This is a genomic window from Paenibacillus sp. RUD330, from assembly GCF_002243345.2.
Taxonomy (GTDB): Bacteria; Bacillota; Bacilli; order Paenibacillales; family Paenibacillaceae; genus Paenibacillus_O.
Map to the genome: position 1 here is coordinate 3136217 of NZ_CP022655.2, position 24016 is coordinate 3160232.

General features: G+C 62.8%; 23 protein-coding genes. 3 read left to right on the forward strand and 20 right to left on the reverse strand.

What is annotated here, in order from left to right; genetic code table 11:
• Positions 1–10: 10 nt before the first annotated feature.
• The 17 genes from trmD to CIC07_RS14285 all read right to left on the reverse strand — a co-directional run bounded on the left by trmD (position 11) and on the right by CIC07_RS14285 (position 16571).
• Entirely contained in the window at positions 11–796 is a 786-nt protein-coding gene (trmD, locus tag CIC07_RS14205; protein WP_076355277.1) for a tRNA (guanosine(37)-N1)-methyltransferase TrmD, read from the reverse strand.
• Between the two features lie 4 nt (positions 797–800).
• Complete coding sequence (rimM, locus tag CIC07_RS14210; protein ID WP_076355275.1) at positions 801–1319, reverse strand: ribosome maturation factor RimM; 519 nt, start codon at positions 1317–1319, stop codon at positions 801–803.
• A gap of 157 nt (positions 1320–1476) precedes the next feature.
• Positions 1477–1749 (reverse strand): 30S ribosomal protein S16, encoded by a 273-nt coding sequence (gene rpsP, locus CIC07_RS14215; RefSeq protein WP_048748695.1) that lies wholly within the window; start codon positions 1747–1749, stop codon positions 1477–1479.
• 83 nt (positions 1750–1832) lie between these two features.
• The gene (gene ffh, locus CIC07_RS14220) at positions 1833–3209 is read right to left on the reverse strand and encodes a signal recognition particle protein (protein ID WP_076355273.1); all 1377 of its coding nucleotides are present in this window, start codon (positions 3207–3209) and stop codon (positions 1833–1835) included.
• Between the two features lie 69 nt (positions 3210–3278).
• Positions 3279–3659 (reverse strand): YlxM family DNA-binding protein, encoded by a 381-nt coding sequence (gene ylxM, locus CIC07_RS14225; RefSeq protein ID WP_076355271.1) that lies wholly within the window; start codon positions 3657–3659, stop codon positions 3279–3281.
• Between the two features lie 118 nt (positions 3660–3777).
• Positions 3778–4773, reverse strand: coding sequence for a signal recognition particle-docking protein FtsY (ftsY, locus tag CIC07_RS14230; protein WP_076355269.1), 996 nt, complete (start codon positions 4771–4773; stop codon positions 3778–3780).
• Between the two features lie 72 nt (positions 4774–4845).
• A complete protein-coding gene (gene smc / locus CIC07_RS14235; protein WP_076355267.1) occupies positions 4846–8424 on the reverse strand; it encodes a chromosome segregation protein SMC in 3579 nt (1192 codons plus the stop codon).
• Positions 8425–8568: 144 nt separating this feature from the next.
• A complete protein-coding gene (rnc, locus tag CIC07_RS14240; protein WP_076355265.1) occupies positions 8569–9273 on the reverse strand; it encodes a ribonuclease III in 705 nt (234 codons plus the stop codon).
• On the reverse strand, positions 9263–10504 hold the full coding sequence (gene fabF, locus CIC07_RS14245) for a beta-ketoacyl-ACP synthase II (protein ID WP_076355263.1): 1242 nt from the start codon (positions 10502–10504) through the stop codon (positions 9263–9265). Before fabF ends, rnc begins: the two co-directional genes overlap by 11 nt.
• 305 nt (positions 10505–10809) lie before the next feature.
• On the reverse strand, positions 10810–11043 hold the full coding sequence (gene acpP, locus CIC07_RS14250) for an acyl carrier protein (protein WP_021880976.1): 234 nt from the start codon (positions 11041–11043) through the stop codon (positions 10810–10812).
• Positions 11044–11239: 196 nt separating this feature from the next.
• Positions 11240–11989 (reverse strand): 3-oxoacyl-[acyl-carrier-protein] reductase, encoded by a 750-nt coding sequence (gene fabG, locus CIC07_RS14255; protein WP_076355261.1) that lies wholly within the window; start codon positions 11987–11989, stop codon positions 11240–11242.
• Between the two features lie 76 nt (positions 11990–12065).
• Positions 12066–13001, reverse strand: a complete 936-nt coding sequence (gene fabD / locus CIC07_RS14260) for an ACP S-malonyltransferase (RefSeq protein WP_076356934.1) — start codon at positions 12999–13001, stop codon at positions 12066–12068.
• Between the two features lie 55 nt (positions 13002–13056).
• Positions 13057–14043: a beta-ketoacyl-ACP synthase III gene (locus tag CIC07_RS14265; protein ID WP_076355259.1), complete on the reverse strand. Its 987-nt coding sequence runs from the start codon at positions 14041–14043 to the stop codon at positions 13057–13059.
• A complete protein-coding gene (gene plsX / locus CIC07_RS14270; RefSeq protein WP_076355257.1) occupies positions 14040–15041 on the reverse strand; it encodes a phosphate acyltransferase PlsX in 1002 nt (333 codons plus the stop codon). The genes CIC07_RS14265 and plsX overlap by 4 nt, the downstream gene beginning before the upstream one ends.
• Before the next feature lies 1 nt (position 15042).
• Positions 15043–15633 carry a transcription factor FapR gene (gene fapR / locus CIC07_RS14275; protein ID WP_048744880.1) on the reverse strand — a complete coding sequence of 197 codons (591 nt, stop codon included), beginning with the start codon at positions 15631–15633 and terminating at the stop codon, positions 15043–15045.
• A gap of 205 nt (positions 15634–15838) precedes the next feature.
• Positions 15839–16012, reverse strand: a complete 174-nt coding sequence (gene rpmF, locus CIC07_RS14280; protein ID WP_021880971.1) for a 50S ribosomal protein L32 — start codon at positions 16010–16012, stop codon at positions 15839–15841.
• A 55-nt stretch (positions 16013–16067) separates the two neighbouring features.
• Positions 16068–16571, reverse strand: a complete 504-nt coding sequence (locus tag CIC07_RS14285) for a YceD family protein (RefSeq protein WP_076355255.1) — start codon at positions 16569–16571, stop codon at positions 16068–16070.
• Between the two features lie 134 nt (positions 16572–16705).
• On the opposite strand from CIC07_RS14285, the gene CIC07_RS14290 reads away from it, so the two are divergent.
• On the forward strand, positions 16706–17971 hold the full coding sequence (locus CIC07_RS14290; protein ID WP_076355253.1) for a nucleotidyltransferase: 1266 nt from the start codon (positions 16706–16708) through the stop codon (positions 17969–17971).
• Positions 17972–18019: 48 nt separating this feature from the next.
• Here the strand turns inward: CIC07_RS14290 and CIC07_RS14295 are convergent, their stop codons facing one another.
• Positions 18020–19153: a S16 family serine protease gene (locus CIC07_RS14295; protein ID WP_076355251.1), complete on the reverse strand. Its 1134-nt coding sequence runs from the start codon at positions 19151–19153 to the stop codon at positions 18020–18022.
• 189 nt (positions 19154–19342) lie between these two features.
• On the opposite strand from CIC07_RS14295, the gene CIC07_RS14300 reads away from it, so the two are divergent.
• Positions 19343–20539 (forward strand): hypothetical protein, encoded by a 1197-nt coding sequence (locus CIC07_RS14300; protein WP_076355249.1) that lies wholly within the window; start codon positions 19343–19345, stop codon positions 20537–20539.
• 18 nt (positions 20540–20557) lie between these two features.
• Here the strand turns inward: CIC07_RS14300 and coaD are convergent, their stop codons facing one another.
• Together coaD and rsmD are read right to left on the reverse strand one after the other, a co-directional pair.
• Positions 20558–21109: a pantetheine-phosphate adenylyltransferase gene (gene coaD, locus CIC07_RS14305; protein ID WP_083688085.1), complete on the reverse strand. Its 552-nt coding sequence runs from the start codon at positions 21107–21109 to the stop codon at positions 20558–20560.
• Complete coding sequence (gene rsmD / locus CIC07_RS14310) at positions 21099–21686, reverse strand: 16S rRNA (guanine(966)-N(2))-methyltransferase RsmD (RefSeq protein WP_076355247.1); 588 nt, start codon at positions 21684–21686, stop codon at positions 21099–21101. The genes coaD and rsmD overlap by 11 nt, the downstream gene beginning before the upstream one ends.
• A gap of 390 nt (positions 21687–22076) precedes the next feature.
• On the opposite strand from rsmD, the gene CIC07_RS14315 reads away from it, so the two are divergent.
• On the forward strand, positions 22077–23918 hold the full coding sequence (locus CIC07_RS14315) for a fibronectin type III domain-containing protein (protein WP_076355245.1): 1842 nt from the start codon (positions 22077–22079) through the stop codon (positions 23916–23918).
• The last annotated feature ends 98 nt before the right edge of the window (positions 23919–24016 follow it).

Sequence of the window (24016 nt, forward strand, 5' to 3'; positions counted from 1 at the left end):
GAGCCGTCTTTCAGGAAAAAGATTCCGGACCCGCTGCCCGGGACTGTTGCTCCCGCAGCCATTTCCGCTCTTTGTCCGTCAGCTCCGCCGTCTCCAGCAGATCAGGCCGGCGCTGGAGCGTCCGGTGCAGCGATTGCTGGCGCCGCCAGGCGTCGATGTTGCGGTGATGTCCGGAGATCAGCACCTCGGGAACATCCCAGCCGCGGAAGCTGGCCGGACGTGTATAATGCGGGTATTCAAGCAGTCCGGTGCTGTAGGAGTCCGTAACGGCGGACGATTCGTTGCCGAGCACGCCAGGCAGCAGCCGCACGACGCTGTCGATCATGACCATCGCCGGCAGCTCGCCTCCGGTCAGCACGTAGTCGCCGATCGACAGCTCGTCGGTCACGAGATGCTCCCGGATGCGCTCGTCGTAGCCCTCGTAATGGCCGCATATGAAAATCAGGCGATCCTCGCGCGAGAGCTCTTCCGCCTTGCGCTGGCTGAACGGCTCGCCTTGCGGACACATCAGAATGACCCGAGGCTTGTTCTCCGCCGCCTGGGACTCGCCGGCGTCGCCGCTGGAGCCCGCGAGCAGATCCTCGACCGCCGAGAACACCGGCTCGGCCTTCAGCACCATGCCGCCGCCGCCTCCGTAGGGATAATCATCGACGGTATTGTGCTTGTTGTTGGCATAATTCCGAAAGTTGACTGCCTGCAGCGAAACGATGCCTTTGTCCCTGGCCTTGCCGAGAATGCTCGCTCCGAACACGCCGTCGAACATTTCCGGGAACAGCGTCAAAACGTCGATGCGCATCTCCTTACATCAATCCTTCCATGAGCCGCACCGTTACTCGCTTCGCGCGCACGTTCACGTCGAGCACGACGTCGTCGATGTAAGGAAGCAGCAGCTCTTTGCCGTCCTTCAGCTCCACCGCCCAGACATCATTGGCGCCGGGACGGAGAATCTCGGTCACGAGACCGAGGCTTTCCCCCTCTTCCGTGACGACTTCGGAGCCGATGATGTCCGTGTAGTAGAATTCGCCCTTTGCAAGCGGCTCGCGCTGGGAATCGGACACCTTCATCAGATAGCCCTTGAACTTTTCGACCTCGTTGATGTTTTCGTAGCCTTTCAGCTTGACGATGTACACGTTCTTATGGGATCTGGAGCTTTGAACCTCGACCTGAATGCTGCCGGGAGCGCCATCCTTCTGCAAGGAAAGCCTGCTTCCCGGGGCAAAGCGCTGATCGGCAAAGTCCGTATGCGGCACGACCTTAAGCTCGCCGCGTATGCCTTGCGTATTCACGATCTCGCCGACTGTAAACCACTGATCCGCCATGCTCAGTTCCTCCTTGGTTATTGACGCCCGATCCGAATGATCACGACGATCGCTCCTGGCGCCGACAAGATATAAATTCGGAAGCAAAAGGGCTAGGATATTCATCCTAACCCTTTTCCGAGCTTATATTCGGGAAATCCCCTTGCGGGGAAGATCCTTACTTTTGAAGTTTCTGCTCGTGGAATTTCTTGAGCACGCCTGCTTTGGAAAGCAGGTTGCGGACGGTGTCGGATGCTTGAGCTCCGGTTTGCAGCCATTTGAGGGCTTTTTCTTCGTCGATGTTCACTTGAGCCGGTTGTGCAACCGGGTTATAAGTGCCGATTTCTTCGATGAAACGGCCGTCACGCGGCGAACGGGAATCAGAAACTACCAGACGGTAGAACGGGGCTTTATGGGCACCAATGCGTTTGAGACGGATACGTACTGCCATTATACTTCACCTCCTTGAAAGAATAAGACGTCTTCGGCTTTCCCTGGAGGGAATGCGTTCTGGACGTTATCGCAGGCTGAAGATCAGCCGAACGGGAACTTCATGTTTTTGCCGAGCAAGCCTTTGAGGCCTTTCATGCCGCCTTTGGGACCTTTCGGACCCATCATGGAGGAGAATTGCTTCATCATCTTGCGCATGTCGTCGAACTGCTTGATCAGCCGGTTGACTTCCGCCACCGAGGTGCCGCTGCCTGCGGCGATCCGCTTGCGGCGGCTGTGGTTGAGAAGCTCGGGCTTGCGCTTCTCTTCTATCGTCATCGACTTCACGATCGCTTCGACACGGCCGACCTGCTTGTCGTCCACTTTGAGATCCTTCATGCCCTTCATCTTGTTCATGCCGGGCAGCATATCCATGATCTGATCCAGCGGGCCCATGCTGCGGACCTGCTCCATCTGCTCCAGGAAATCCTCGAAGGTGAACTCGGCGTTGCGCATCTTGCGCTCCATCTCGGCAGCCTTGTCGGCGTCGATGCTCGACTGAGCCTTCTCGATGAGGGAGAGCATGTCGCCCATGCCGAGAATCCGGGAAGCCATCCGTTCCGGATGGAACGGCTCCAGCGGCTCGATCTTCTCGCCGGTCGCGGCGAACTTGATCGGACAGCCCGTGACGGCCTTGACCGAGAGGGCCGCGCCGCCGCGGGTATCGCCGTCGAGCTTCGTCAGCACGACGCCGGTGAGCGCGAGCTGGTCATGGAAGCTCTGGGCGACGTTGACCGCTTCCTGGCCGGTCATCGCATCCACGACCAGAAGCACTTCATCGGGCTTCGTCACCTCATGGATCTGCTTCAGCTCGTCCATGAGCGCTTCGTCAATATGAAGGCGGCCGGCCGTATCGATGATGACATAATCCAGGCCGTTCTCCTTGGCATGCTCGACGCCCTGGCGGGCGATCTCGACCGGAGAAGTCTGGTCGCCGAGACTGAACACCGGCACGCCGATGCCTCCGCCCACGACCTGCAGCTGCTTGATCGCCGCCGGGCGATAGATGTCGCCCGCCACGAGCAGCGGCTTGTGGTTGGATTTCTTCAGCATCAGGGCGAGCTTGCCGGAAGTCGTCGTCTTGCCGGCGCCTTGCAGGCCCGCCATCATGATGACCGTCGGAGGACGGTTCGCCTTGGCGAGCTTGCTCTGCGTGCCGCCCATCAGCTCCGTCAATTCCTTGTTGACGATGTCGATGATGACCATGCCCGGCGTGAAGCTCTTCTGCAGCTCCTGGCCGAGGGCGCGCTCCTTCACCTTGGCGATGAATTCCTTGACGACCTTGAAGTTGACGTCGGCTTCCAGCAGTGCGAGTCTGACCTCGCGCATGGCTTCGTTCACATCGTCTTCCGTTACCTTGCCTTTGCCCCGCAGCTTGCCGAATACGTTCTGCAGCCGGCTAGACAACCCTTCAAAAGCCATTCCCGCCACCTCCTGTCCGCTTCCATGCGTATCATGTATTTATTCAAGCCGCTCCAAGGCGGTCCTTCTTCAGTTCTCCTGCTCTCCCGGCATCAACGACTCCCGGAGAGCCTCTGCGAGCTCGGCGAGCTTGGCTCCGGCCGGCGTGGGAGAGAGCTCTCCAAGCCCTGCCTGGAGCTCGTCCAGCAGCCTGGCCGCCGATAGCGAGCGGGACAGCAGTCCGAGCTTCGACTCGTAATCCTCCAGCAGCGCCGCGCCGCGCTTGACATGCTCATATACCGCTTGGCGGCTGACGCCGAGCTCGGCGGCGATCTCTCCGAGCGAGAAATCGTCCAGGAAATAATAAGTCAGGATGGACACCTGCTTCTCCGTAAGCAGCAGACCGTACAGATCGAACAGCATGTTGATCCGCGTCGTCTTCTCCAGCGCATCGCGCTGATCGGCAGCCATCGGCAGCAGCTCCTTCCAGATCCTGCAGGCCGGCCGCCGCCGGTCATCCTGCGTTAGCGAAACTTATCATACCCTACGCCGGGTCAGGTGTCAAGCTTTTGACCTTGTCAGCAATCGGCTATTGTTCCGAGCCGGAATCCTGATCCCGGATAAGGCCTGCGAACAACGCATGCACGAACTGCTCGGAGTCGAATTGCTGGAGATCCTCCATCTTCTCTCCGAGGCCGACGAACTTGACGGGAAGGTCCAGCTCATGGCGGATCGCGATGACGATTCCGCCTTTGGCCGTGCTGTCGAGCTTTGTCAGCACGAGGCCGGTCACGCCGCTCTTCTCGCCGAACATCTTGGCCTGGCTGAGCGCGTTCTGCCCCGTATTGGCGTCCAGAACGAGCAGCACCTCATGCGGAGCGCCAGGAATCTCGCGCTGGATGACGCGGAAGATCTTGTTCAGCTCTTCCATCAGGTTGCTTTTGTTCTGCAGCCTGCCCGCCGTGTCGCACAGAAGCACGTCCGCCTTGCGCTGCTTGGCCGCCTGGACGGCGTCATACATGACCGCAGCCGGATCGGAGCCCGCCTGCTGCCGGATGACGTCCACGCCGACGCGCTGGCCCCACACTTCCAGCTGCTCGATCGCGCCGGCCCGGAATGTGTCGCCGGCCGCCATCAGCACCGATTTGCCCTCGCTCTTGAACTTGTGGGCGAGCTTGCCGATCGTCGTCGTCTTGCCGACGCCGTTGACCCCGACGAACAGGATGACCGTGATCCCCTCGTCCGCCATGCGCAGCCCGCTGCCGCTGTCGCTGCCGAGCAGGCCGATCAGCTTCTCCGACAGCACCGGCTGCAGCTGCGCGGCGTCCTCGATCTTGCGCTTCTTCACTTCGGAGCGCAGGTCGTCGATCAATTCCATGACGGTATTGACGCCGACATCCGCGCCGATGAGTATTTCCTCCAGCTCCTCGTAGAAATCCTCGTCGATCTTTTTCCTGCGGGTGATGAGCTCCTCCACCCGCTCCACGAGAGCCGTGCGGGTTTTAGCCAGCCCGTCCTTGAATATCGTCGTGACCGACTCCGTCTTGGAGGCGATGCTTTCTCTAAGCTTCTTGAAAAATCCCATGCCGTTTCCTCCGGTCCTTCATTCTATGGTCGGGGCAGGCAGCCATGCGGCTGCCGCCCTCTCTTGCGCCATTCAGGCCGATACGGCCGCGTCCTCGTCCTCAAGCCGCACCGATACGAGCTTGGAGACGCCGCCCTCCTCCATCGTGACGCCGTACAGCACGTCCGCTTCCTCCATCGTGCCTTTGCGGTGGGTGACGACGATGAACTGGGTCAGCTCCGAGAACTCCCGCAAATACTGGGCGAAGCGGGCGACGTTGGCCTCGTCGAGCGCAGCCTCCACCTCGTCGAGCACGCAGAACGGAACGGGCTTGACCTGAAGGATGGCGAACAGCAGCGCGATCGCGGTGAGCGCCCTCTCGCCGCCGGAGAGCAGCTGCAGGTTCTGCAGCTTCTTGCCCGGAGGCTGGGCTACGATGTCGATGCCCGTCTCGAGCACCCGTTCAGGATCGACGAGCACGAGATCGGCTCGTCCTCCTCCGAACAGCTTGGAGAATACGACGACGAAATGGCGGCGAATCTCCTCGAAGGTGATTCGGAAGCGCTTCGACATCTCCTCGTCCATCTCGCGGATGACTTCATAAAGGGTCGCCTTGGCCTCGACCAGATCCAGCCTCTGGGCATCCAGGAATTCATAGCGTTCCCGGACCCGCTGGTACTCTTCGATGGCGCCGAGGTTGACTTCGCCGAGCGAGGCGATGCGCCGCTTCAGATCGCGCACCGCCGTCTGCACTTCGGCGGCTTCTCCCGCCATGGAATAGCGGGCTTTGGCCAGCTCATAGCTGAGGCCGTATTCCTCGCTCAGCTTGCGCAGAAGGTTGTCCAGCTCCACATCCAGCCGGTTGACGGCGATTTCCGTCTGCCGGAGCTGCTCCTCGACGCGCTTCAGTCCGCTGCGCTGCTCGCGGGTTTCGCTTTCGCCCAGCTCAAGCTCCTTGCTTTTGTCCGCGCGCGCCGACCGCTTGAGATCCGTCTGCGCGGAGCATTCCTCCTTGCGCAGCCGCAGCCGGTTGAGCTCCTCGATCTGCTTCACCGACTCGGCTTCGAGCGATTCCTGCTCTTGAAGCCGGTCGCGCAGCGCAGCCTCCAGGGAGGCCGCCTCCGAACGCGCCCGTCCGCTCTCGCCCTTGATCCGGTTCAGCACGTCCTGAACGGCAAGCCGCTCCTGGTCCGCCTTCGCGACCCGGATCTTGAGATCGGTCAGCTGCCCCTGCAGCTCCTCCTTGGCCGACTCGCTCGCCTTGCGACGCTGCTCCGCCATCGCGATCGCCTCCTGCAGGCCCGCTTCGCGTATGCCCAGCTCATCCAGCCGGCTGGCGGCTTCCGCCGCGGCCTGGTCCAGCTGGCGCAGCTCCTCTTCGTTGCCGCTGCGGTCGGAACTGAAGACCGCGCCCTGTTCGGCTAGCGCGGCGGCTTCGCTCATGACATGCTGCAGCTCCGTGCGCCGCTGCTGCTCCTGCACGTTCAGCCGCTCCGCCGTCTCCCGATGCTCGTCCCGATTTTGGGCGGCGATGGACGCTTCCTTGCGCAAGTCCGACTGTTCCCCCCGAAGCCGATCGAGCTGCTTCTGCATGTCGGACGCTTCCATGTCCAGCTGCTCGATCTGCCGCTGGCGGCCGAGCAGGCTTGCGCCTTTCTTCTGGAGGCTGCCCCCGGTCATGGAGCCGCCGGCATTGACGACGTCGCCTTCCAGCGTCACGACGCGGAAGCGGTAGCCGCAGCGGGCTGCGATCCGGTTCGCACATTCCAGATTCTCGGCCAGAAGCACGTTGCCGAGAAGATTGTTCACGATGTTCTCGTATCGCGGCTCGCTGCTCACCAGCTCGGCGGCAACGCCGATGTAGCCTTCCATCGATGCGGCCTGGCGCTTGTCCTGCTCGGGCACCGATCTGCCCTTGATCACATCCAGGGGAAGGAACGTCGCCCGACCCAGCTGACGCTGCTTCAGGAACGCGATGGCCGCGCGCGCGGTCCGTTCGTCCTGCATGACGACATGCTGCAGCGCTCCGCCCAGTGCAGTCTCGACCGCGGTCTCGATCCGCTGGGGTACCCGGACGAGCTCGGCTACCGCGCCGTGCACGCCCTCGAGGCCTCCGGAAGAGCGCCGCGACGCCTTGAGCACCTCGCGGACGCCGTGCATGAAGCCGTCCAGCGCATCCTGCATTTCCTTCATCGTGTCCCGGCGCGAGGTGAGCGCCTCCAGCCGCTGCTCCCATTTGCGCAAGGCGGAAGCCGCTTCTTCCTGCAGACGCTGGATTTCCTGCACCCGCTGGGATTGCTGTATGTATTGGTTCCGGACGGACTCCAGCTCCTGCACCGTCTCCTTGAGCGACAGCTCAAGCTCGGCCCTGCGGCTCTCCAGCCGCTCCGAATTCTCCTGCCATTTGCCCTCTTCGCCGCCAAGGCGGTCCATTCGGCGCTGGAGCGCTTCCTTCTGCTGCTCGGAATAGCGGATTTCGTTGCGCAGCTGGGCCATCGTGCTCAGCACTTCCAGCAATTCCCCCTTGAGCGATTCGCCCGCTTCGGTCGAAGTGCCCCCGGCGACTCCCGCCAGGCGGCCTTCCTCTCCCTGCATGCGGCTGCGCAGATCGATGAGGACAGCCTCCAAGGCGCTTGCCTTGGCCCGGATCTCCTCTTCCTCCGCGGCCATCTGCTCTTGGCGGCCGCGCAGCGATTCCAGCGATTGCTCCAGCTGGTCGCGGTTGCCGTCGAGATTGCGGCGGCGCTCCTTGAGCACCTCGCCGTAGCCTTCGCATTTCTCGTAGTCCTCGCTGTACTGCAGCATCGCCGCATGCAGCTCCTCCAGCTGCGACTCCAGCTCGCGCAGCTGCATGCGGTCCTTCTCCAGCAGCGCATCATGCTTGCTGACGACCGAGGACAGCTCCAGCTCCTCCTTGCGGAGAACCTCGAGCTTGGCGTTGTTCTCGTTCCAGCCTTGATGCACCTGATCGATCTGATGGACGTACAAGCCGATCTCGCTGCTCTTGAGCTCTTCCTTGAGAGCCTTGAACTGGATTGCCCGCTCCGACTGCTCCCGCAGCGGCTCGACCTGATCCTCCAGCTCCGAGACGAGGTCGTAGATGCGCAGCAGGTTGCTCTCGGTGTCGTCCAGCTTGCGCTGGGCTTCCCGCTTGCGGGATTTGTACTTCACGATGCCGGAGGCTTCCTCGAAGATGCCGCGCCGGTCCTCCGAACGGGTGCTGAGGATTTCCTCGATGCGGCCCTGCCCGATGATGGAATAGGCCTCCTTGCCGATGCCCGTATCCATGAACAGCTCCGTAATGTCCTTGAGCCGGCAGGACTGGCGGTTGATCATGTATTCGCTGTCGCCGCTCCGGTGCACCCGCCTGGTCACTGTCACCTCCTGATGCTCGAGCGACAGCGTGCCGTCCGAGTTGTCCAGCGTCAGCGAGACCTCGCCGTAATTGACCGCCTTGCGGGCGTCGCTTCCGGCGAAGATGATGTCTTCCATCTTGCCGCCGCGCAGGCTCTTGGCGCTCTGCTCGCCGAGCACCCACCGGATGCCGTCGGAAATATTGCTCTTGCCGCTGCCGTTAGGCCCGACGACGGCGGTAATGCCGCGCACAAACTCCATTTCGGTTTTGTCCGCAAAGGATTTGAAGCCCGATAATTCAATCCGTTTCAACAACATGGGTAGCGGTTCACCTCTTGTGGCTATTGTACCATACGGCAGGGCGGCTGGTCAGCGTGCTTGGCGCATCGAATCCTTCCATAGGCAGTAAAAAAAGCCCGGGCACCTGAATTGACGGTGCCGGGCCCTGGATGGCTGGCGGTGCTACTCGGCCTGCGGCTCCGAAACAGCCTGCCAAGCCTCCTCGGCGGCCTTCTGCTCCGCTTCCTTCTTGGTGCGTCCGATGCCCCGCCCGCGAATCTCCTCGCCGACAAGGACATGAACGACGAACTCCCGGTCATGGGCCGGACCGCGCTCCTCGGCAACGCGGTATTCAACGCCGCCAAGGGAAAGGTTCTGCACGCGCTCCTGCAGCTTGGACTTGTAATCCTTGCCGGAGAGGCCCTCGTTGCCTTCCAGCCTGGCGAACATCACCCGGCGGAGAAAGTCCCTCACCGTGTCGACCCCGGCGTCCAAATAAAGCGACCCGACAAAAGCCTCGAACAGATCGGCCAGCAGCGCGGGACGCTGCCTGCCGCCAAGCTGCTCCTCGCCTTTGCCGAGACGGACGAACGAGCCGAAATCAAGCCGCTCGGCGAATCGGGCCAGCGAAGGCTCGCAGACGATCGCCGCCCGCATCCGGGTGAGATCCCCTTCCGGGCGCTCGGGATAAGTCTGGAACAGATGCTCGGACACGAGCAGCTGAAGCACGGCATCGCCGAGAAATTCGAGCCGTTCATTGTCTTCGGTTACGGCATCGCGGTGTTCGTTCACATAAGAAGTATGCGTGAAAGCCTGTCTCAGCAGCTGGGGCTTGGCGAAGGTGAAGCCTAGCTGGCGCTGCAGGTCCTGAAATCGCTCACGCTTCATATTTCTTCATGATGATCGTCGCGTTGTGGCCTCCGAATCCGAAGGAGTTGGACAACGCCGTGCGGACATCCGCCTGGCGCGGAACGTTCGGCACGTAGTCCAGATCGCATTCCGGATCCTGATTGTCGAGGTTGATCGTCGGAGCGATGACGCCGTTCTGCAGCGTCAACGCCAGGATGACCGCCTCAACGCCGCCTGCGGCGCCGAGCAGATGTCCCGTCATCGACTTGGTGGAGCTGACGGCGACTTTGTAGGCATGCTCTCCGAACGTATTCTTGATCGCCGTCGTCTCGGATTTGTCGCCGACCGGCGTCGAAGTCCCGTGCGCATTGATGTAATCGATGCTCTCCGGCTCCAGCTTCGCGTCGCGCAGCGCCATCTTCATGCAGCGGGCCGCTCCGTCCGGATCCGGCTCCGTCATATGATGGGCGTCTCCGCTCATGCCGTAGCCGATCACCTCGGCATAGATATGGGCGCCTCGCGCCTCGGCATGCTCCATCGATTCCAGGATGAGGACGCCTGCCCCTTCGCCCATGACGAATCCGTCGCGGTCGACATCGAATGGACGGCTCGCCTTCTGAGGCTCGTCGTTGCGCACCGACATGGCGCGCATGGAGCAGAAGCCGGCCATGGCCATCGGACGGATCGTGGATTCCGCGCCGCCGCAGATCATGACGTCGGCGTCGCCGCGCTGGATCATCTTGAACGAATCCCCGATCGTATGGGTGCCCGTCGCGCAGGCCGTTACGACGGTCGTGTTGGGACCTTTGGCGCCGGTCGCCATCGATACTTGGCCGGAAGCCATGTTCGCGATCATCATCGGAATGAAGAACGGGCTGACGCGCTTGGGCCCTTTTTCCAGCAGCACGCTGTGCTGGTCCTCCCAAGTGCCGAGGCCCCCGATGCCGGAGCCGACCATGACGCCTGTGCGCTCGGCATCGCTGTTCTCGCCGATGCGCAGGCCGGAGTCCTCGACAGCCTTGAGGCTCGCCACGACAGCCAGCTGGACGAAGCGGTCCATGCGGCGCGCTTCTTTCCGGTCGAGACCGTAGCTCTCCGGGTCGAAGCCTTTGATTTCGGCCGCGATCTTGGTCGGGTATTCGGAAATATCGAATGATTCGATCTCCGATACGCCGGATTTGCCTTCCATCAGGCTGCCCCAGAACTGCTCTTTGTTGTCGCCAAGGGCGGTCAGTACGCCCAAGCCTGTTACTACCACTCGTTTATTCATTCAATTCACCTCGGAGAACGGCAATGTGGACGGCACGTCTTGCGCCGTCTTGCAACTATATCTATCCATCAGCATGCGGGCCTTGCTCCGCTAGGCAGCGGGCTTGTCCATCGCAGCTGCAGCATGCAGGTTAGTGAGTTCGGATATGGCGCCTCGATCCCGATCCGGGACGAGCGCATGTGCGGATGACGTTTGGAGAATCAGGGAGAGAATGGCCGCCGATCAAACGGCTTGATGGGGCCGCGGAATAATCTTGCGGTGATGAAGAGAGAAGTCCCGTCGTGAAACGGGACTCTCGTGGACAATTACGTATGAGATTGTATGTAATTGACTACTTCTCCCACCGTCGTGATCTTCTCCGCATCTTCATCAGAGATTTCCAGGTCGAATTCATCTTCAAGCTCCATGACGAGTTCAACGACGTCTAACGAGTCAGCGCCGAGGTCATCCTTGAAAGAAGCTTCGAGGGTAACTTCCGCCTCGTCTACGCCAAGACGATCCACTACGATGCGTTTGACGCGATCCACTACTTCGGACATCCGGTTCACCTCCTCCATGGTATTATACGAGAATCCAATTTAAAATGCCAGACCGCAAACGTTTCCTTGCCGCCGGCGGCCGCTTTCCGCCCGGAAGGCCGGGACAGCCCCGGTCTATCGGCTTGTCCCGTCCCGCCAGGCGCGTGGAATGCCCGCCGATCGCCGGCAGCGACTTATCATTTCCCCAATGCCGTCATTACATGTACATGCCGCCGTCGACATGCACCGTCTGGCCGGTCATATAAGAAGCCTCGGACGACGCCAGGAAGCGGACGGCAGCCGCGATGTCCTCCGGCTTGCCGAGACGGGCGAGCGGAATGCCGCCCATCATGGAGCCTTTGACGTCCTCGGGAAGCTTGTCCGTCATTTCCGTCTCGATGAAGCCCGGAGCGATGCAGTTCACCGTAATTCCGCGCGAGCTCAGCTCGCGGGCGGCGGACTTGGTGAGGCCGATGACGCCGGCCTTGGCGGCGACATAGTTGGCCTGACCCGGGTTGCCCAACGCACCGACAACGGAAGAGATGTTGATGATCCGGCCCGAACGCTGCTTCATCATGGGACGCGTGACGGCTTTAATGCCGTTGAAGACGCCCTTCAGATTCGTTTCGATGACCTGGTCGAACTCCTCTTCCTTCATCCGCATGATCAGGTTGTCGCGCGTGATGCCGGCGTTGTTGACGAGGATGTCGAGCTTCCCGAAGGCGTCCAGGACGGACTTGACCATTTCGTCGAACTCGGCGGCCTTGCCTACGTTGGCTTTGAGGATCACCGCTTTGCGGCCGAGGGCCTCGATAGCGGCTGCCGTTTCCGCCGCCGCCGCCTCGCTGCCGGAATAATTGACCGCGACGTCGGCTCCGGCTTCGGCCAGAGCGATCGCGATCGCGCGTCCGATGCCGCGGGAAGCGCCTGTCACGAGGGCCGTGCGGCCCGACAAATCTGCAAACATGGCGTGTTCCTCCTATCTAAATGACTGCTGATGCCGCCGGCGCAGGCTTGGGCCTGACGCCGCTGCAAGCTGTATGCTAGGCAAGCTCCTGGATCGCGGACGCGAGCGAATCGGCGCTGTTCACGCTGATGACGCGAGCTCCGCGGTCCGTCTTCTTGATGAGCCCGGCCAGAACGCTGCCCGATCCGATCTCGACGAAGGTGTCCACACCCTCGGCGATCAGCATCCGGACCGTATCTTCCCACAGCACGGGAGAATAGACCTGCTCCACCAGCAGCCTGCGGATGTCGCCGGCCGCCTGCACGGCTGCCGCGTTCACATTGGCGACGACAGGGTACAACGCGTCCTTGAACTCGACCTGCTCCAGAACCTCGGCCAGCCGCGCAGCGGCAGGCTTCATCAGAGAGGAATGGAAGGGGCCGCTCACTTCGAGCGGAATCGCCCGCTTGGCTCCGGCCTCCTTGATCCTCTCCACAGCTGCCGCTACGCCCTCCGCGCTGCCCGACACGACGATCTGTCCCGGGCAGTTGACGTTGGCCAGCTCCACCGGCTTGCCTTCGGCCGTGATCGAAGCGCACAGATCCGCGAGCGGTCCGCGCTCGGCGCCGAGAACGGCCGCCATGGCTCCCTGTCCGCCAGGAACGGCCTGCTCCATGAACTCGCCTCTGGCGCGGACGGTGCGGACCGCATCGGCGAAGCCGAGCGAGCCTGCGGCCACCAGCGCGCTGTATTCGCCCAGGCTGTGGCCCGCGGCGTAAGCCGGCGAAATGCCGGATTCCTTGAACGCTTCCAGGAAGGCAACGCTCGTCGTCAGCAGCGCGGGCTGCGTGTTGGCCGTCTGCTTGAGAGCCTCGTCGGGACCGTTGAATACAATGTCGGACAGCGGGAAGCCCAGTGCCGCGTCGGCTTCGTCGAATACGGCTTTGGCGCGGGCGTTGGATTCGTACAGATCCCGCCCCATGCCGACGGCCTGAGCTCCCTGCCCCGGAAATACGAATGCGATTTTGCTCAAAGATGCTCCTCCGATCAAATGGTTTCCTTCACGGAAATTACCCTGAAAGGCTTGCTTACCAGACCAGGACGGCCGCTCCCCACGTAAGGCCGCCGCCGAAGCCCACCATGAGCAGCGTGTCTCCCTCGGATACTCTGCCTTGCTCGACGGCGTCGCAAAGGGCAAGCGGAATCGATGCGGCGGACACGTTGCCGTAGCGGTCGAGGTTGATGACGGCCTTCTCCTCCGGCAGGTCGAGCCGGTTGAGCGCCGCCTGGATGATGCGGATGTTGGCCTGGTGCGGAATCAGCAGGTCGATGTCCTGCTTGGTCAGGCCGGCTTTGCGCAGCGCGTCGTCGGCTGCGGCGCCCATGACCCGGACAGCGAACTTGAAGACGTCGTTTCCAGCCATCTTGAGGAAATGATGCTTCTCCTCGACCGACTCCGCCGTGGACGGAATGCGCGATCCGCCGCCGGGAATCTTGAGCAGATGGCCGCCCGAGCCGTCCGACCCGAGATCGAAGGACTTAAAGCCGCGGCCGGCCGGCACTTCGCCGAGCACGACGGCGCCCGCTCCGTCGCCGAACAGGATGCATGTGTTGCGGTCCGTGTAATCCGTAATCCGCGAGAGGCATTCGGCCCCGACGACCAGCACGTTCTTGTACATTCCGGTCGCCACCATGTTGGCTGCCGTCGCCAGGCCGTAGATGAAGCCCGAGCATGCGGCGGACAGGTCGAAAGCGGCTGCGCGCTTGGCGCCTAGCCGATCCTGGAGCAGGCTGGCCGTGGACGGGAAGAACATGTCCGGGGTGATTGTCGCCACCACGATCAGGTCCAGGTCCTCCGCCGCGATGCCAGCGCTGTCAAGCGCCTTGACGGAAGCCTCGTAGGCGAGATCGGAGGTCGCCTGCTCCGGCGCCGCGATGCGGCGTTCCCGCATGCCGGTGCGGGTGACGATCCACTCGTCGTTCGTCTCCACCATCTGTTCGAGATCTTTATTGGTCAACACTCGTTCCGGAACGTATTTGCCCGTACCGATAATACCGACTGGGATTAGATTCATGATAAGTCCTCTTTTCCGCTGATTTCCGCGGCTACCGTCTCGATGAGGCCGGCTTGCAGCGCGGTCCGGGCTATCCGGACCGCGTTCTTGACGGCGGCCGCATTGGAGGAGCCGTGGCATTTGACGACAAGGCCGTTCAAGCCGAGAAGCGGAGCCCCCCCGTGATGGGAGTAGTCCATCTTGTCGCGAAGGCCCTTGAGCCCCGGCATCATGATGGCTGCGGCAAGCTTCGTCATGAGGGATTTCGTGAAAGCTCCCTTGATCTCCTTCATGACGGCGCCTGCCGTGCCCTCCATCGTCTTGAGCAATATATTGCCGGCGAATCCGTCGCAGACCAGGACGTCGCAGTTGCGCTGCATGACGTCCCTGGACTCCACGTTGCCGATGAAATGCACGGACGCCGCCTCGATCAAGCCGTAGGCCGCCTTCGTCAGCTCGTTGCCCTTGGAAGCTTCGGTGCCGACGTTGAGCAGGCCGACACGCGGCCGCTCGATGCCTTCGACCTTGGAGCGGTAAATGCTCCCCATCACGGCATACTGCATCAGATGCTCCGGCTTGGCATCCATGTTGGCGCCGAGATCCAGAGCGAGCACGCCCTTGTTGTCCATCGTCGGCAGCACGGTCGTCAGCGCAGGCCGCTCGATTCCGGGCATGCGGCCGACGACAAGCAGGCCGGTTGTCATCAAGGCGCCCGTATTGCCGGCAGACAGCATGGCATCGACGGATTTTTCCTTCAGCATCCGTCCGGCCACCACCATCGAGGCGTCCTTTTTGCGGCGGACCGCTTTCACCGGCTCTTCGTCGCTCTCTATTTTCTCGGATGCATGCTGAACCGTCAGGTTGGCCGCCGATTGCCCCCCAAGGGCAGCCTCGATCGCAGCCTCATCCCCCACCAGCAGGATTTCCGTATCCGGCCACTGGCGGGCCGCTTCCAGCGCGCCCAGCACGATCTGGCCAGGCGCATGGTCGCCTCCCATCGCATCGATGGCAATTCTCACGCTATTCTCCTCCTTCTGGCGCGGCCGCCTCTCCCCCGGAACGATGGATGACGAAATGGCCTTCGAACACCATCTCGTCTCCGACATAGGAGAATACCTCCACCTTCGCCTTGCTCCGCTGCCCGGTATTGGAGCGGACGTACGCTTTGGCGATGCATTTCTCCCCCAGCCGGACGGACCGGAGGAAACGGATGTCGGCGGTAGCCGTCAAAGCGATCTCGTCGTTGATCACGGCGACGGCAAGAGAGTTGGCCTGGGCGAAAATATGGTGGCCCCTTGCAATGCCGGTCCGCGAGAACGAATGCTCCTCGCCGATTTCGAACAGGGAAATCCCGCTTTTGTCGAGCTGCAGGTCCACGATCTCGCCGATGACCTCGTCCAGCGGAAGCGAGCGCACGGCATCGTAGGAGCGCTCCGCCATCAGCTTCATCCGCTCGCGCAGCTCCGGAATGCCGAGCTCCATCCGGTCCAGCCGGATCGTCTGTATGCTTACTCTAAGCAGCCTTGTCAGCTCCCGATCCGTGACGAACGGGTTGTCGTCCAACAGGCCCAGCAGCTGCTGGTGCCGCTGCTTCTTCGGTAGGCGCTCGATACCGCCACCACCTTCGACCGTCTCATTTTTAACACCTGGTACCAATTCAGTATATAGAAAATCGCCGATGGCCGCAATGGACTGCCCGCGCCCTGCCTCCAGACGTCATCGAAAGCCGCGCGGCGCCTGCCCCGGGCAATAAAAAACGCTCCGCCACTGAGGCGGAGCGCTTCGAGAATGTCCCCGTGACGGGAACGGCAAGAGACTACTGGGAAATAACCTCTTTGGTTTTGTAGTATCCGCATACTTTGCAAACATGGTGAGCCAGCTTGAGCTCTCCGCACTGCTCGCATTTCACCATGCCCGGCACTGCAAGCTTGAAGTGCGTGCGGCGTTTGTCGCGGCGGGTTTTGGACGTTCTACGTTGTGGTACTGCCATTGTCTAACACCTCCTTAAAAGAATGGGCGGCTTCAGCCGACAATCATGCCAAGTCCTACTCCAGAAGCTTCTTAAGCGCCTCGAACCTCGGATCGATCCTATCCTGGGAACAGCCGCATGATTGCTCGTTGAGATTGATCCCGCAATCCGGACAAAGCCCCTTGCAGTCGTCGCTGCATAGCGGAGACATCGGAAGATAGAGAAGCATGGTGCCCTCGACATAAGGCTTCAGGTCGACCTTGTCCTCGTCCACGATGATCAGATCTTCGTCCTCGTTCATGTCCTTCACCGCGGAAACATGGGCAAACCGTTCTTCGATCGGAATGACGATATGCTCCTCGGCCGGCTCCAGACATCGGGAACAAGCCATTTTGAAATCGGCGCTAAGCTCTCCGCTTACCTGCGCGGTCCCGTCAAAAGGACGTACGGCAAGGCTGGCGCGAAGCGGACTAGCGGACAGGACGTCCTTGCGGTCGCCCAAAAGCTCCTGCATGTCCAGCTCTTCGTTGAAGCTGTGCTCGACCCCTTTGGAAACAACTTCCATAACACGAAATTCCATAAGATCACTCCAAACAAACAAAATTTATTATATCGAGCGCGGGAACCATTTGTCAACCAAAAGCCCTCCGATTACCGCTCGGGACATTTCATGCTATAGTAAAGCGGAAATCTGCCGATCTGTCGAGGTGTATTATGCGCACAGCTGGTCTTATCGTCGAGTATAACCCTTTTCACAACGGCCATGCCTATCATTTGCAAAAATCCGTAGAGGCCGCGGGCGCCGATGCCGTCGTCGCCGTCATGAGCGGCCATTTCCTGCAGCGCGGCGAGCCCGCGCTCATGGACAAGTGGGCTCGGGCCCGCACCGCTCTGCTCGGAGGCTGCGACCTCGTGCTGGAGCTTCCGCTCGCCTACTCCGTGCAGCCTGCCGAATGGTTCGCGCACGGCGCCGTCGCGGTGCTGGAGTCGACCGGCGTCGTCGACGCGTTCTGCTTCGGCAGCGAGAGCGGAAGGCTGGAGCCGCTGAGCCGCGCAGCCGGCCTGCTGGCGGACGAGCCGGCCGAATTCCGCGCCCTGCTGCGCCATCGCCTCGGAGAAGGCGCGCCCTATCCATCCGCGTATTCATCGGCCCTGATGGACTATATGTCCCTGTCCGGAGACGCCGCCGATCTGGGACTGGCTCCGGAGGAGCTTGCGCTTCCGAACCAGACGCTCGGCCTTCACTACCTCATCGCCTTGCGGCGGCTCAAGGGAACGATGGAGCCGCTCACGATCCGCCGCGAAGGAGCCGGCTACCACGATCCGCTGGCGGAATCCGGCTCCATCGCAAGCGCGACCGCCCTCAGAAAAATGCTCTCCGAAGGAAGCAGCCTCTCTTCGCTTGCTCCGTTCGTGCCTCCCGGCACGATCGAGGTGCTGGAGCGCCAGTGGCGGGACGGCAACGCTCCGCGCTCCTGGGACGATTATTTCCCCCAGCTGCTGCACCGGATCCTGACCGGCACGCCGGCTTCGCTCGCAGGCATCCTCGGCATGGGCGAAGGACTGGAGCATCGCCTGCTGGCAAGCCTTCGGCAGCTGCCCTCAGCCGGCATGGAGGCGCTGCTGCAGGCGATGAAAACGAAGCGCTACACGAGAACCAGGCTCCAGCGCGCCCTGCTCGGCGTGCTGCTGGACCTGCGCAAGGACGAGCTGTCTCCCGAGCGGCTGAGCGGAGGACCCGGCTACATCCGCGTGCTCGGCTTCACCCCAAAAGGACGGGAGCTGCTGGCGCGGATGCGGCGCTCCGCTTCGGCGCCCGTTCTGCTCAGCGCCGCGAGAGCTCCGCAGGGGCTCTCCATGCTGGAGCTGGACGTGCGGGCGACAGCCGTGTACGCGTCCGCCGGCCGCGGCGGAACGGCCCCGCCCGGGCCGAAAGAGCTGTTCCGCGACTATTACGAGCCTCCCGTCCGCCTGGAGTGATCGGCAGCAGGCCGAGGATACGCGATGCCGCTGCTTCGGGAAAGAAGGCTACTTCCGCTGCGCCGCCTGCGCGGCGACAGCCTCCGCCGCAGCCTTCAGCGTCGCGGCCGCGGCGATCTTCATCGGCGTTCGCAGCCGCTGCGCCGACGCCTCCGCCTCCCGCCTCTCCTGCGGAGGGACGAGGAACAGATCGGCTCCGGCAGCCGCTGCGGCTGCGACCTTCTGGGCGACGCCGCCGACAGCTCCGACGGAGCCGTCCGGCGACATCGTTCCGGTACCGGCAACCTTCAGGCCGCCGGTGCCGTCTCCCGCCGTCAGGCGATCGTACACGGCCAGCGCCATCATCAATCCCGCCGACGGTCCGCCGGCGGAGGCTTCCTTCCATTCCAGCGGGAGTCCGGTCTGCCCGTCTCGGATGACTCGCAGCTCTCCCCATGCCGGAGCGCCCGCCGCATTTGCGGCGGGCGCTTTTTCGGCTTCCGACCCGGCTGCCGGCTCCCTGCCGGAAGCCGTTCTCCGAAGCCCTTCGGCATGCGCGCTCAGCTGATCCCGGCTCATCTCGACCTGTACGGCGATCGTCCGCGAACCGCGCGTCAGCTCCAAGCCGGCGCCTCCGCCAGCGGCGGCTCTGGCGTCCAGGCAAGACGCCAGAGCCGACAGGGATTCGACGGGATTTCCGGCGCAGCTCATGACGAGATCGCCCGCGACGAGCTCGGCTCCTTTTCCCAAGCGCCCCCCTTCGAGAACGACGACCTTCTCCGGAACGGGGAGATAAGAAGCCCCGGACAGCCGGTAGGCAGCCTCCGCGGCATCGGCTTGGGACGCTTCCATGACCCGTTTCATGCCGGCCATGTAGTCGGCCTCCGACTCGCCCTTCAGCAAAGCTCTCTTCTCCATCACCTGACGGCCTTGGATAAGCCATGCGGCCGCCGCTTCGGCGGCGCTGGCATCGTCGACCCGGATGGCCGTATACAGCCAGCTCCCCTGGCCGCTCTCCGGCTGGCCCGGCGGGAGCAGCTCGGCCGCATCCAGCGCAAAGCCCGGCTTCACGATGTAATAGGGACGCGGCACGGCGCAAAGAAGCAGGACCGCCCCTAAAGCGGCAAACGGAAGCAGCCTGCGGGCGGCTCCCGTTCGACGGCGGGATCCGGCGGCCGGCAAGCGGGCTGGATTGAAACGCATGGAGCAAGCCCTCCTTCCTGTTGATCGCAGCTGCGGGCAGCGAGGCGGGCGTCTCCGGACGGACCGCCCGCTCCCAGGCAAGTGGCGTTCTAACCTGTCCGCGCGAGGCGTATAGTTAGGTACTGTTTGGACGCGGACAAAGCGGACAAACCATCGGCAGACCATTCCAACCCGCCAGGAGGCTCCCTCATGCTGCGTACCCTGCTCACCGCCTGCGCCGCCGTCCTGCTCGTCGCAGCCATCGTCGGAGGAACGTCCGAAGCGTTTCAAGCCTCGCTCTCCGGCCTCTCCCTCTGGTGGAACTTCGTCTTCCCCTCGCTGCTGCCCTTCCTCGTGCTGGCGGAGCTGATGCTCGCCTTCGGCCTCGTCGACGCCATCGGAGCCATGCTGGCTCCGCTGACGACCAGGCTGCTGCGGCTTCCCGGAGCGGCAGGCTGGGGCCTCGTCCAAGGCTGGACCGGAGGCTTCCCTGCCGGAGCCCAGGCAGCGGCATCGCTTGTGTCCAGCGGACGCCTGACCCGATCGGAAGGACAGCGGCTGCTCGCCGCAGCCCATCTGCCCAATCCGCTCTTCGTCATCGTCGTCGTCGGCGCCGGCTTCCTCCACCAGCCCCGGTTCGGGCTCATGCTCATGCCCTTGCTCTGGCTGTCCAGCCTCGCCGCCGGCATGATCGTCAGCATCGGGACGCGGAAGCCTCAGCCGGCCCTTCCCTCGGAGGAACAGACACCGCCGGAGGGCGGCCAAGGAGCGGCCTGGCGCATCGTGCTCGCGATGGAAGAAGGCCGGAAGCGGGACGGCCGCTCCTTCGGCAAAGCTTTGGGCGACGGCGTCGCCGGAGCGGTGCAGCAGCTCATGAACGCCGGCGGACTCATCATCCTGGCCGCCGTCGTCATCCGGCTGCTTCAGCCGTTTCTTCCCGAGGCCGTTCAAGGGCCGCTTATGGTCTCGCTGACGGAAGTCCATCTCGGCACGAACGCCCTCGCAAGCTGGCACGCTCCCGAGCCGGCCTCGCTGCTGCAGGCGGCAGCCATCGCCGCAGCGCTCTCGTGGGGCGGGCTCTGCTCCTTGCTCCAAGCGGCCGGAGCGTCGTCGGGAACCGGACTGCGGCTGCTCCCGCTGGCCGGAGCCAGGCTGCTCGCCTCCGCCATCGCCGCCGGCTTGACCCTCCTTCTATGGAGACCGCTGAGCGCGCTGGCCGCCTTCGCCGAGACGGCCGCTTCCGCCGCGCGTCCAGCCTTCCTCACTCGCGGCATGTCCGGCTGGGGGGAAGCTCTGCCGGCCTCCCTCTGGCCATCCCTTCCTTATTCCGCCGCAGCCTGGGCCGCCATTCTGGCCGCCCTGCTCCTGCTCTCGGCCGCCGTCCGCGGACTGCGCCGCCGAGCCTAGCGACGACAGACCGGCCGCTCAAGGCTGCCGGTCTGCGTATTTGCGTTCAAGCTCCCTCTCGACTTCCGGCGGAACGAGATCCTTGACGCTTCCATGAAAGCGGGCGATCTCCTTGACGATGCTGGAGCTGAGGTAGGAGTATTTGGGATTCGTCATCATGAAGATCGTCTCGATGTCGCCGTCAAGCTGATGGTTCATCGACGCCAGCTGCAGCTCGTATTCGAAATCCGTCACCGACCGGATGCCCCGCACGATCGTGCGCGCTCCGCGCGAGCGCATGAAGCGGACCGTCAGGTCGCGGAAGCTGTCGATCTCCACGTTGGGGATGTCCCGCGTGATCTCCGCCAGCAGCTCCAGACGCTCCTCGACGGAGAACAGCGGGTTTTTGCTCGTGTTGTTCAGAACGGCCACGATCACCGTATCGAATTGCCTGGCCGCCCGCTGGATGATGTCGAGATGCCCGCAAGTGACAGGGTCGAAGCTTCCCGGGTAGACAGCCACCCTGCCGCTCAGGATCAATCCGTCCTCATCCTTCAAGCCGTCCTGTGTGCCGCCCGAATTAGTTCCCATCTGCATCCGCAACCTCCGTCTGTTGAGGCCGATACCGATATACGGTCACGGCCGTCTCGCCATATTGCACTCTTCTCGTCTGCTCGCAGCCGCCGATGACTTCGGGGTATGCGCGCCCTGCGTCATGCTCCACCACAATCACCGCATCGTCAGCGAGCAGCCGGCGCTCCAGCAGCTCCATGATCTGCGCATCCATATGGGTCAGCCGATAGGGCGGATCAAGGAATACGGCCGCGAACGATATTCCCCGCTTCGCGAGCGCCTTGACCGCCCTTCCGGCGTCGTTCGTATATATTTCGGCGCGTCCGGACATGCCTGCCGCCTCCACATTGGCCTTGACGACCGCAATGCTCGTCCGGTCCTGGTCGACGAAGACCGCCTTCTCCATGCCGCGGCTCAGCGCCTCGATGCCGAGGCCTCCCGTGCCGGCGAACAGGTCCAGCGCCCATCCCCCTTCAAAATAAGGGCCGATCATGCTGAACACGGCTTCCTTCACCTTGTCGGTCGTCGGACGCGTATTCATGCCCGGCACCGCCTTCAGCGGCCTGCCCTTGGCCTCGCCCGCGATTACTCTCATTCGTGCCTGCCCCTCCTGCTTCTAACGGCTTCAGCCGCCCATTTGCCCTGCTATCGTACCACAACCGCGGATGCGTTTGGAAGCGCGTCCGGCAGCCCGCGCCGGCCTGTCCCCGGGACCGCAGCGGCGGCTCTCCATGCAGCCCAAGAGGAAATTATCCCCTGCACGATCGTAACTTCTCCCTTCTGTCCGCAGTCCGAGCCCCTGATAATAGAATCAGCGTCAAGGATTCAGCGCCGAAGACGCATCGTCTCCCCCTCGTTCCATTCCCTGCGAAAGGAGGCTCGGTCCGGCAGCCCGAACGGCAGCCCGCGAACAGGTTCAGCCGCTTGAATGCAGCGGCGCTAAGCCCGTTTACCCCATCCCGAATCCTTTAGAGGAGGCTTCATCATGTACGCTTATCCATCTTCCATGCCGCGCAGAGCGCTGCTGGCCGCCTGGCTCTGCCTGGCCGTCCTGGCTGCGTCGATTCTGAGCATGGCCGCGATTCCGTCCCGCGCCTCGGCCGCTCCTGCCGGCGGCTACAAAATCGTCGGCTACTGGCACAACTTCGACAACGGCTCCGGCTTCATCCGCCTGCGCGACGTCTCGCCCGACTTCGACGTCGTCAACGTTTCCTTCGCGGAGCCGGTCGGAGGCAGCACGACGGGCAGCATCGGCTTCGCTCCCTACAACTATACCGAAGCGGACTTCAAGGCGGATGTCGCCTATTTGAAAAGCAAAGGCAAAAAAGTGCTCATCTCCATCGGGGGCGCCAACGGGCAGGTCCAGCTGGCGACCGCCGCGGCAAGAGACGCCTTTGTATCCTCGGTGACCGGAATCATCGATAAATACGGCTTCGACGGCCTCGACGTCGACTTCGAGGGACATTCCCTCTATTTGAACGCAGGCGATTCGGACTTCCGCAATCCGACGACGCCGGTCATCGTCAACCTGATCAGCGCCCTGCGGTCCATCAACGGAAAATACGGGACCGACAGCTTCATTCTGACGATGGCCCCGGAAACGTTTTTCGTCCAGCTCGGCTATTCGTTCTACGGCGGCAGCTGCATCAGCTGCGATTCGCGCGCCGGCGCTTATCTGCCCGTCATCCACGCCACCCGGGACATCCTCGACTGGCTGCAGGTGCAGAATTACAATTCCGGCCCGATCACCGGCCTGGACGACCAATACCACACGATGGGCAACGCCGACTTCCATGTCGCGATGGCCGATATGCTGCTGACCGGCTTCCCCGTCGCCAAAAACGCCAGCCAGGCATTCCCTGCGCTCAAGCAGGAGCAGGTCGTTCTCGGACTGCCGGCCAACGGCAATGCCGGCGGCGGATTCACATCCGTTGCGGACGTGCAGACGGCGCTGGATGCCCTCATCAAGGGCAAGCAGCTGTCCTCGTACAAAACGAGAGGCAGCTCGACCGGCTATCCGAACTTCGGCGGCCTGATGACCTGGTCGATCAATTGGGATAAATTCAACAGCTTCGAATTCTCCACCAAGCACCGGGCCTATCTGAACGCGATCGCTCCGCAGGCGCCGGATACGCAGCCGCCGTCCGCCCCGGCCAGTCTGGCGTCGACAGGCGTGTCCTCCACCAGCGTGTCGCTGTCCTGGTCCGCTTCGACCGACAACGTCGGGGTGGCCGGCTATGTCGTGAGCTACGGCTCGACCCAGCTCAATGTCTCCGGAACTTCCGCCGTCATCGCCGGCCTCGCTCCGGATACAAGCTATTCGTTCACCGTCAGGGCGAAGGATGCCGCCGGCAATCTATCCGCCGCCAGCGCGGCGCTGAATGTTCGCACGAGCGCGGCTTCGGGCGACACGACGCCTCCGAGCGCGCCTGCGGGATTGACTGTCGCAGGCAAGACCTCCTCCTCCATCTCGCTGTCCTGGACCGCTTCGACCGACAATATCGGCGTGACCGGATACACCGTCGCCTACGGCAGCCAGCAGCTGGCCGTATCCGGCACGAGCGTCACCGTGTCGGGCCTGGCCGCCGGAACCTCCTATACGTTCACGGTCAAGGCCAGGGACGCCGCAGGCAACGTCTCCGCCGCCGCTGCCGTGACGGCGTCCACCGATGCCGCCGGCGCGCAGGCTTGGGCTGCGGGCGTCGCCTACAAAACCGGCGATCTCGCCACCTACGGCGGCAAGACGTATTCATGCCGCCAGCCGCACACTTCCCTCCAAGGCTGGGAGCCTCCGAACGTTCCCGCCCTTTGGCTGCTCCAAGCCTAGAGCCGGAGACATCCAGGGCAGCCTGAGAACGATGAAAAGTCCGGACGCCGGCGGTCTTCCGCCGGCGGTCCGGACTTTTTTTGCCATGTCCGCTGCTC

Coding starts and splice junctions, on each gene's coding strand:
- trmD (WP_076355277.1), bottom strand. CDS start 796: ATGCGCATCGACGTTTTGACGCTGTTCCCGGAAATGTTCGACGGCGTG.
- rimM (WP_076355275.1), bottom strand. CDS start 1,319: ATGGCGGATCAGTGGTTTACAGTCGGCGAGATCGTGAATACGCAAGGC.
- rpsP (WP_048748695.1), bottom strand. CDS start 1,749: ATGGCAGTACGTATCCGTCTCAAACGCATTGGTGCCCATAAAGCCCCG.
- ffh (WP_076355273.1), bottom strand. CDS start 3,209: ATGGCTTTTGAAGGGTTGTCTAGCCGGCTGCAGAACGTATTCGGCAAG.
- ylxM (WP_076355271.1), bottom strand. CDS start 3,659: ATGGCTGCCGATCAGCGCGATGCGCTGGAGAAGACGACGCGGATCAAC.
- ftsY (WP_076355269.1), bottom strand. CDS start 4,773: ATGGGATTTTTCAAGAAGCTTAGAGAAAGCATCGCCTCCAAGACGGAG.
- smc (WP_076355267.1), bottom strand. CDS start 8,424: ATGTTGTTGAAACGGATTGAATTATCGGGCTTCAAATCCTTTGCGGAC.
- rnc (WP_076355265.1), bottom strand. CDS start 9,273: ATGAAGCGTGAGCGATTTCAGGACCTGCAGCGCCAGCTAGGCTTCACC.
- fabF (WP_076355263.1), bottom strand. CDS start 10,504: ATGAATAAACGAGTGGTAGTAACAGGCTTGGGCGTACTGACCGCCCTT.
- acpP (WP_021880976.1), bottom strand. CDS start 11,043: ATGTCCGAAGTAGTGGATCGCGTCAAACGCATCGTAGTGGATCGTCTT.
- fabG (WP_076355261.1), bottom strand. CDS start 11,989: ATGTTTGCAGATTTGTCGGGCCGCACGGCCCTCGTGACAGGCGCTTCC.
- CIC07_RS14265 (WP_076355259.1), bottom strand. CDS start 14,043: ATGAATCTAATCCCAGTCGGTATTATCGGTACGGGCAAATACGTTCCG.
- rpmF (WP_021880971.1), bottom strand. CDS start 16,012: ATGGCAGTACCACAACGTAGAACGTCCAAAACCCGCCGCGACAAACGC.
- CIC07_RS14285 (WP_076355255.1), bottom strand. CDS start 16,571: ATGGAATTTCGTGTTATGGAAGTTGTTTCCAAAGGGGTCGAGCACAGC.
- CIC07_RS14290 (WP_076355253.1), top strand. CDS start 16,706: ATGCGCACAGCTGGTCTTATCGTCGAGTATAACCCTTTTCACAACGGC.
- CIC07_RS14295 (WP_076355251.1), bottom strand. CDS start 19,153: ATGCGTTTCAATCCAGCCCGCTTGCCGGCCGCCGGATCCCGCCGTCGA.
- CIC07_RS14300 (WP_076355249.1), top strand. CDS start 19,343: ATGCTGCGTACCCTGCTCACCGCCTGCGCCGCCGTCCTGCTCGTCGCA.
- coaD (WP_083688085.1), bottom strand. CDS start 21,109: ATGGGAACTAATTCGGGCGGCACACAGGACGGCTTGAAGGATGAGGAC.
- rsmD (WP_076355247.1), bottom strand. CDS start 21,686: ATGAGAGTAATCGCGGGCGAGGCCAAGGGCAGGCCGCTGAAGGCGGTG.
- CIC07_RS14315 (WP_076355245.1), top strand. CDS start 22,077: ATGTACGCTTATCCATCTTCCATGCCGCGCAGAGCGCTGCTGGCCGCC.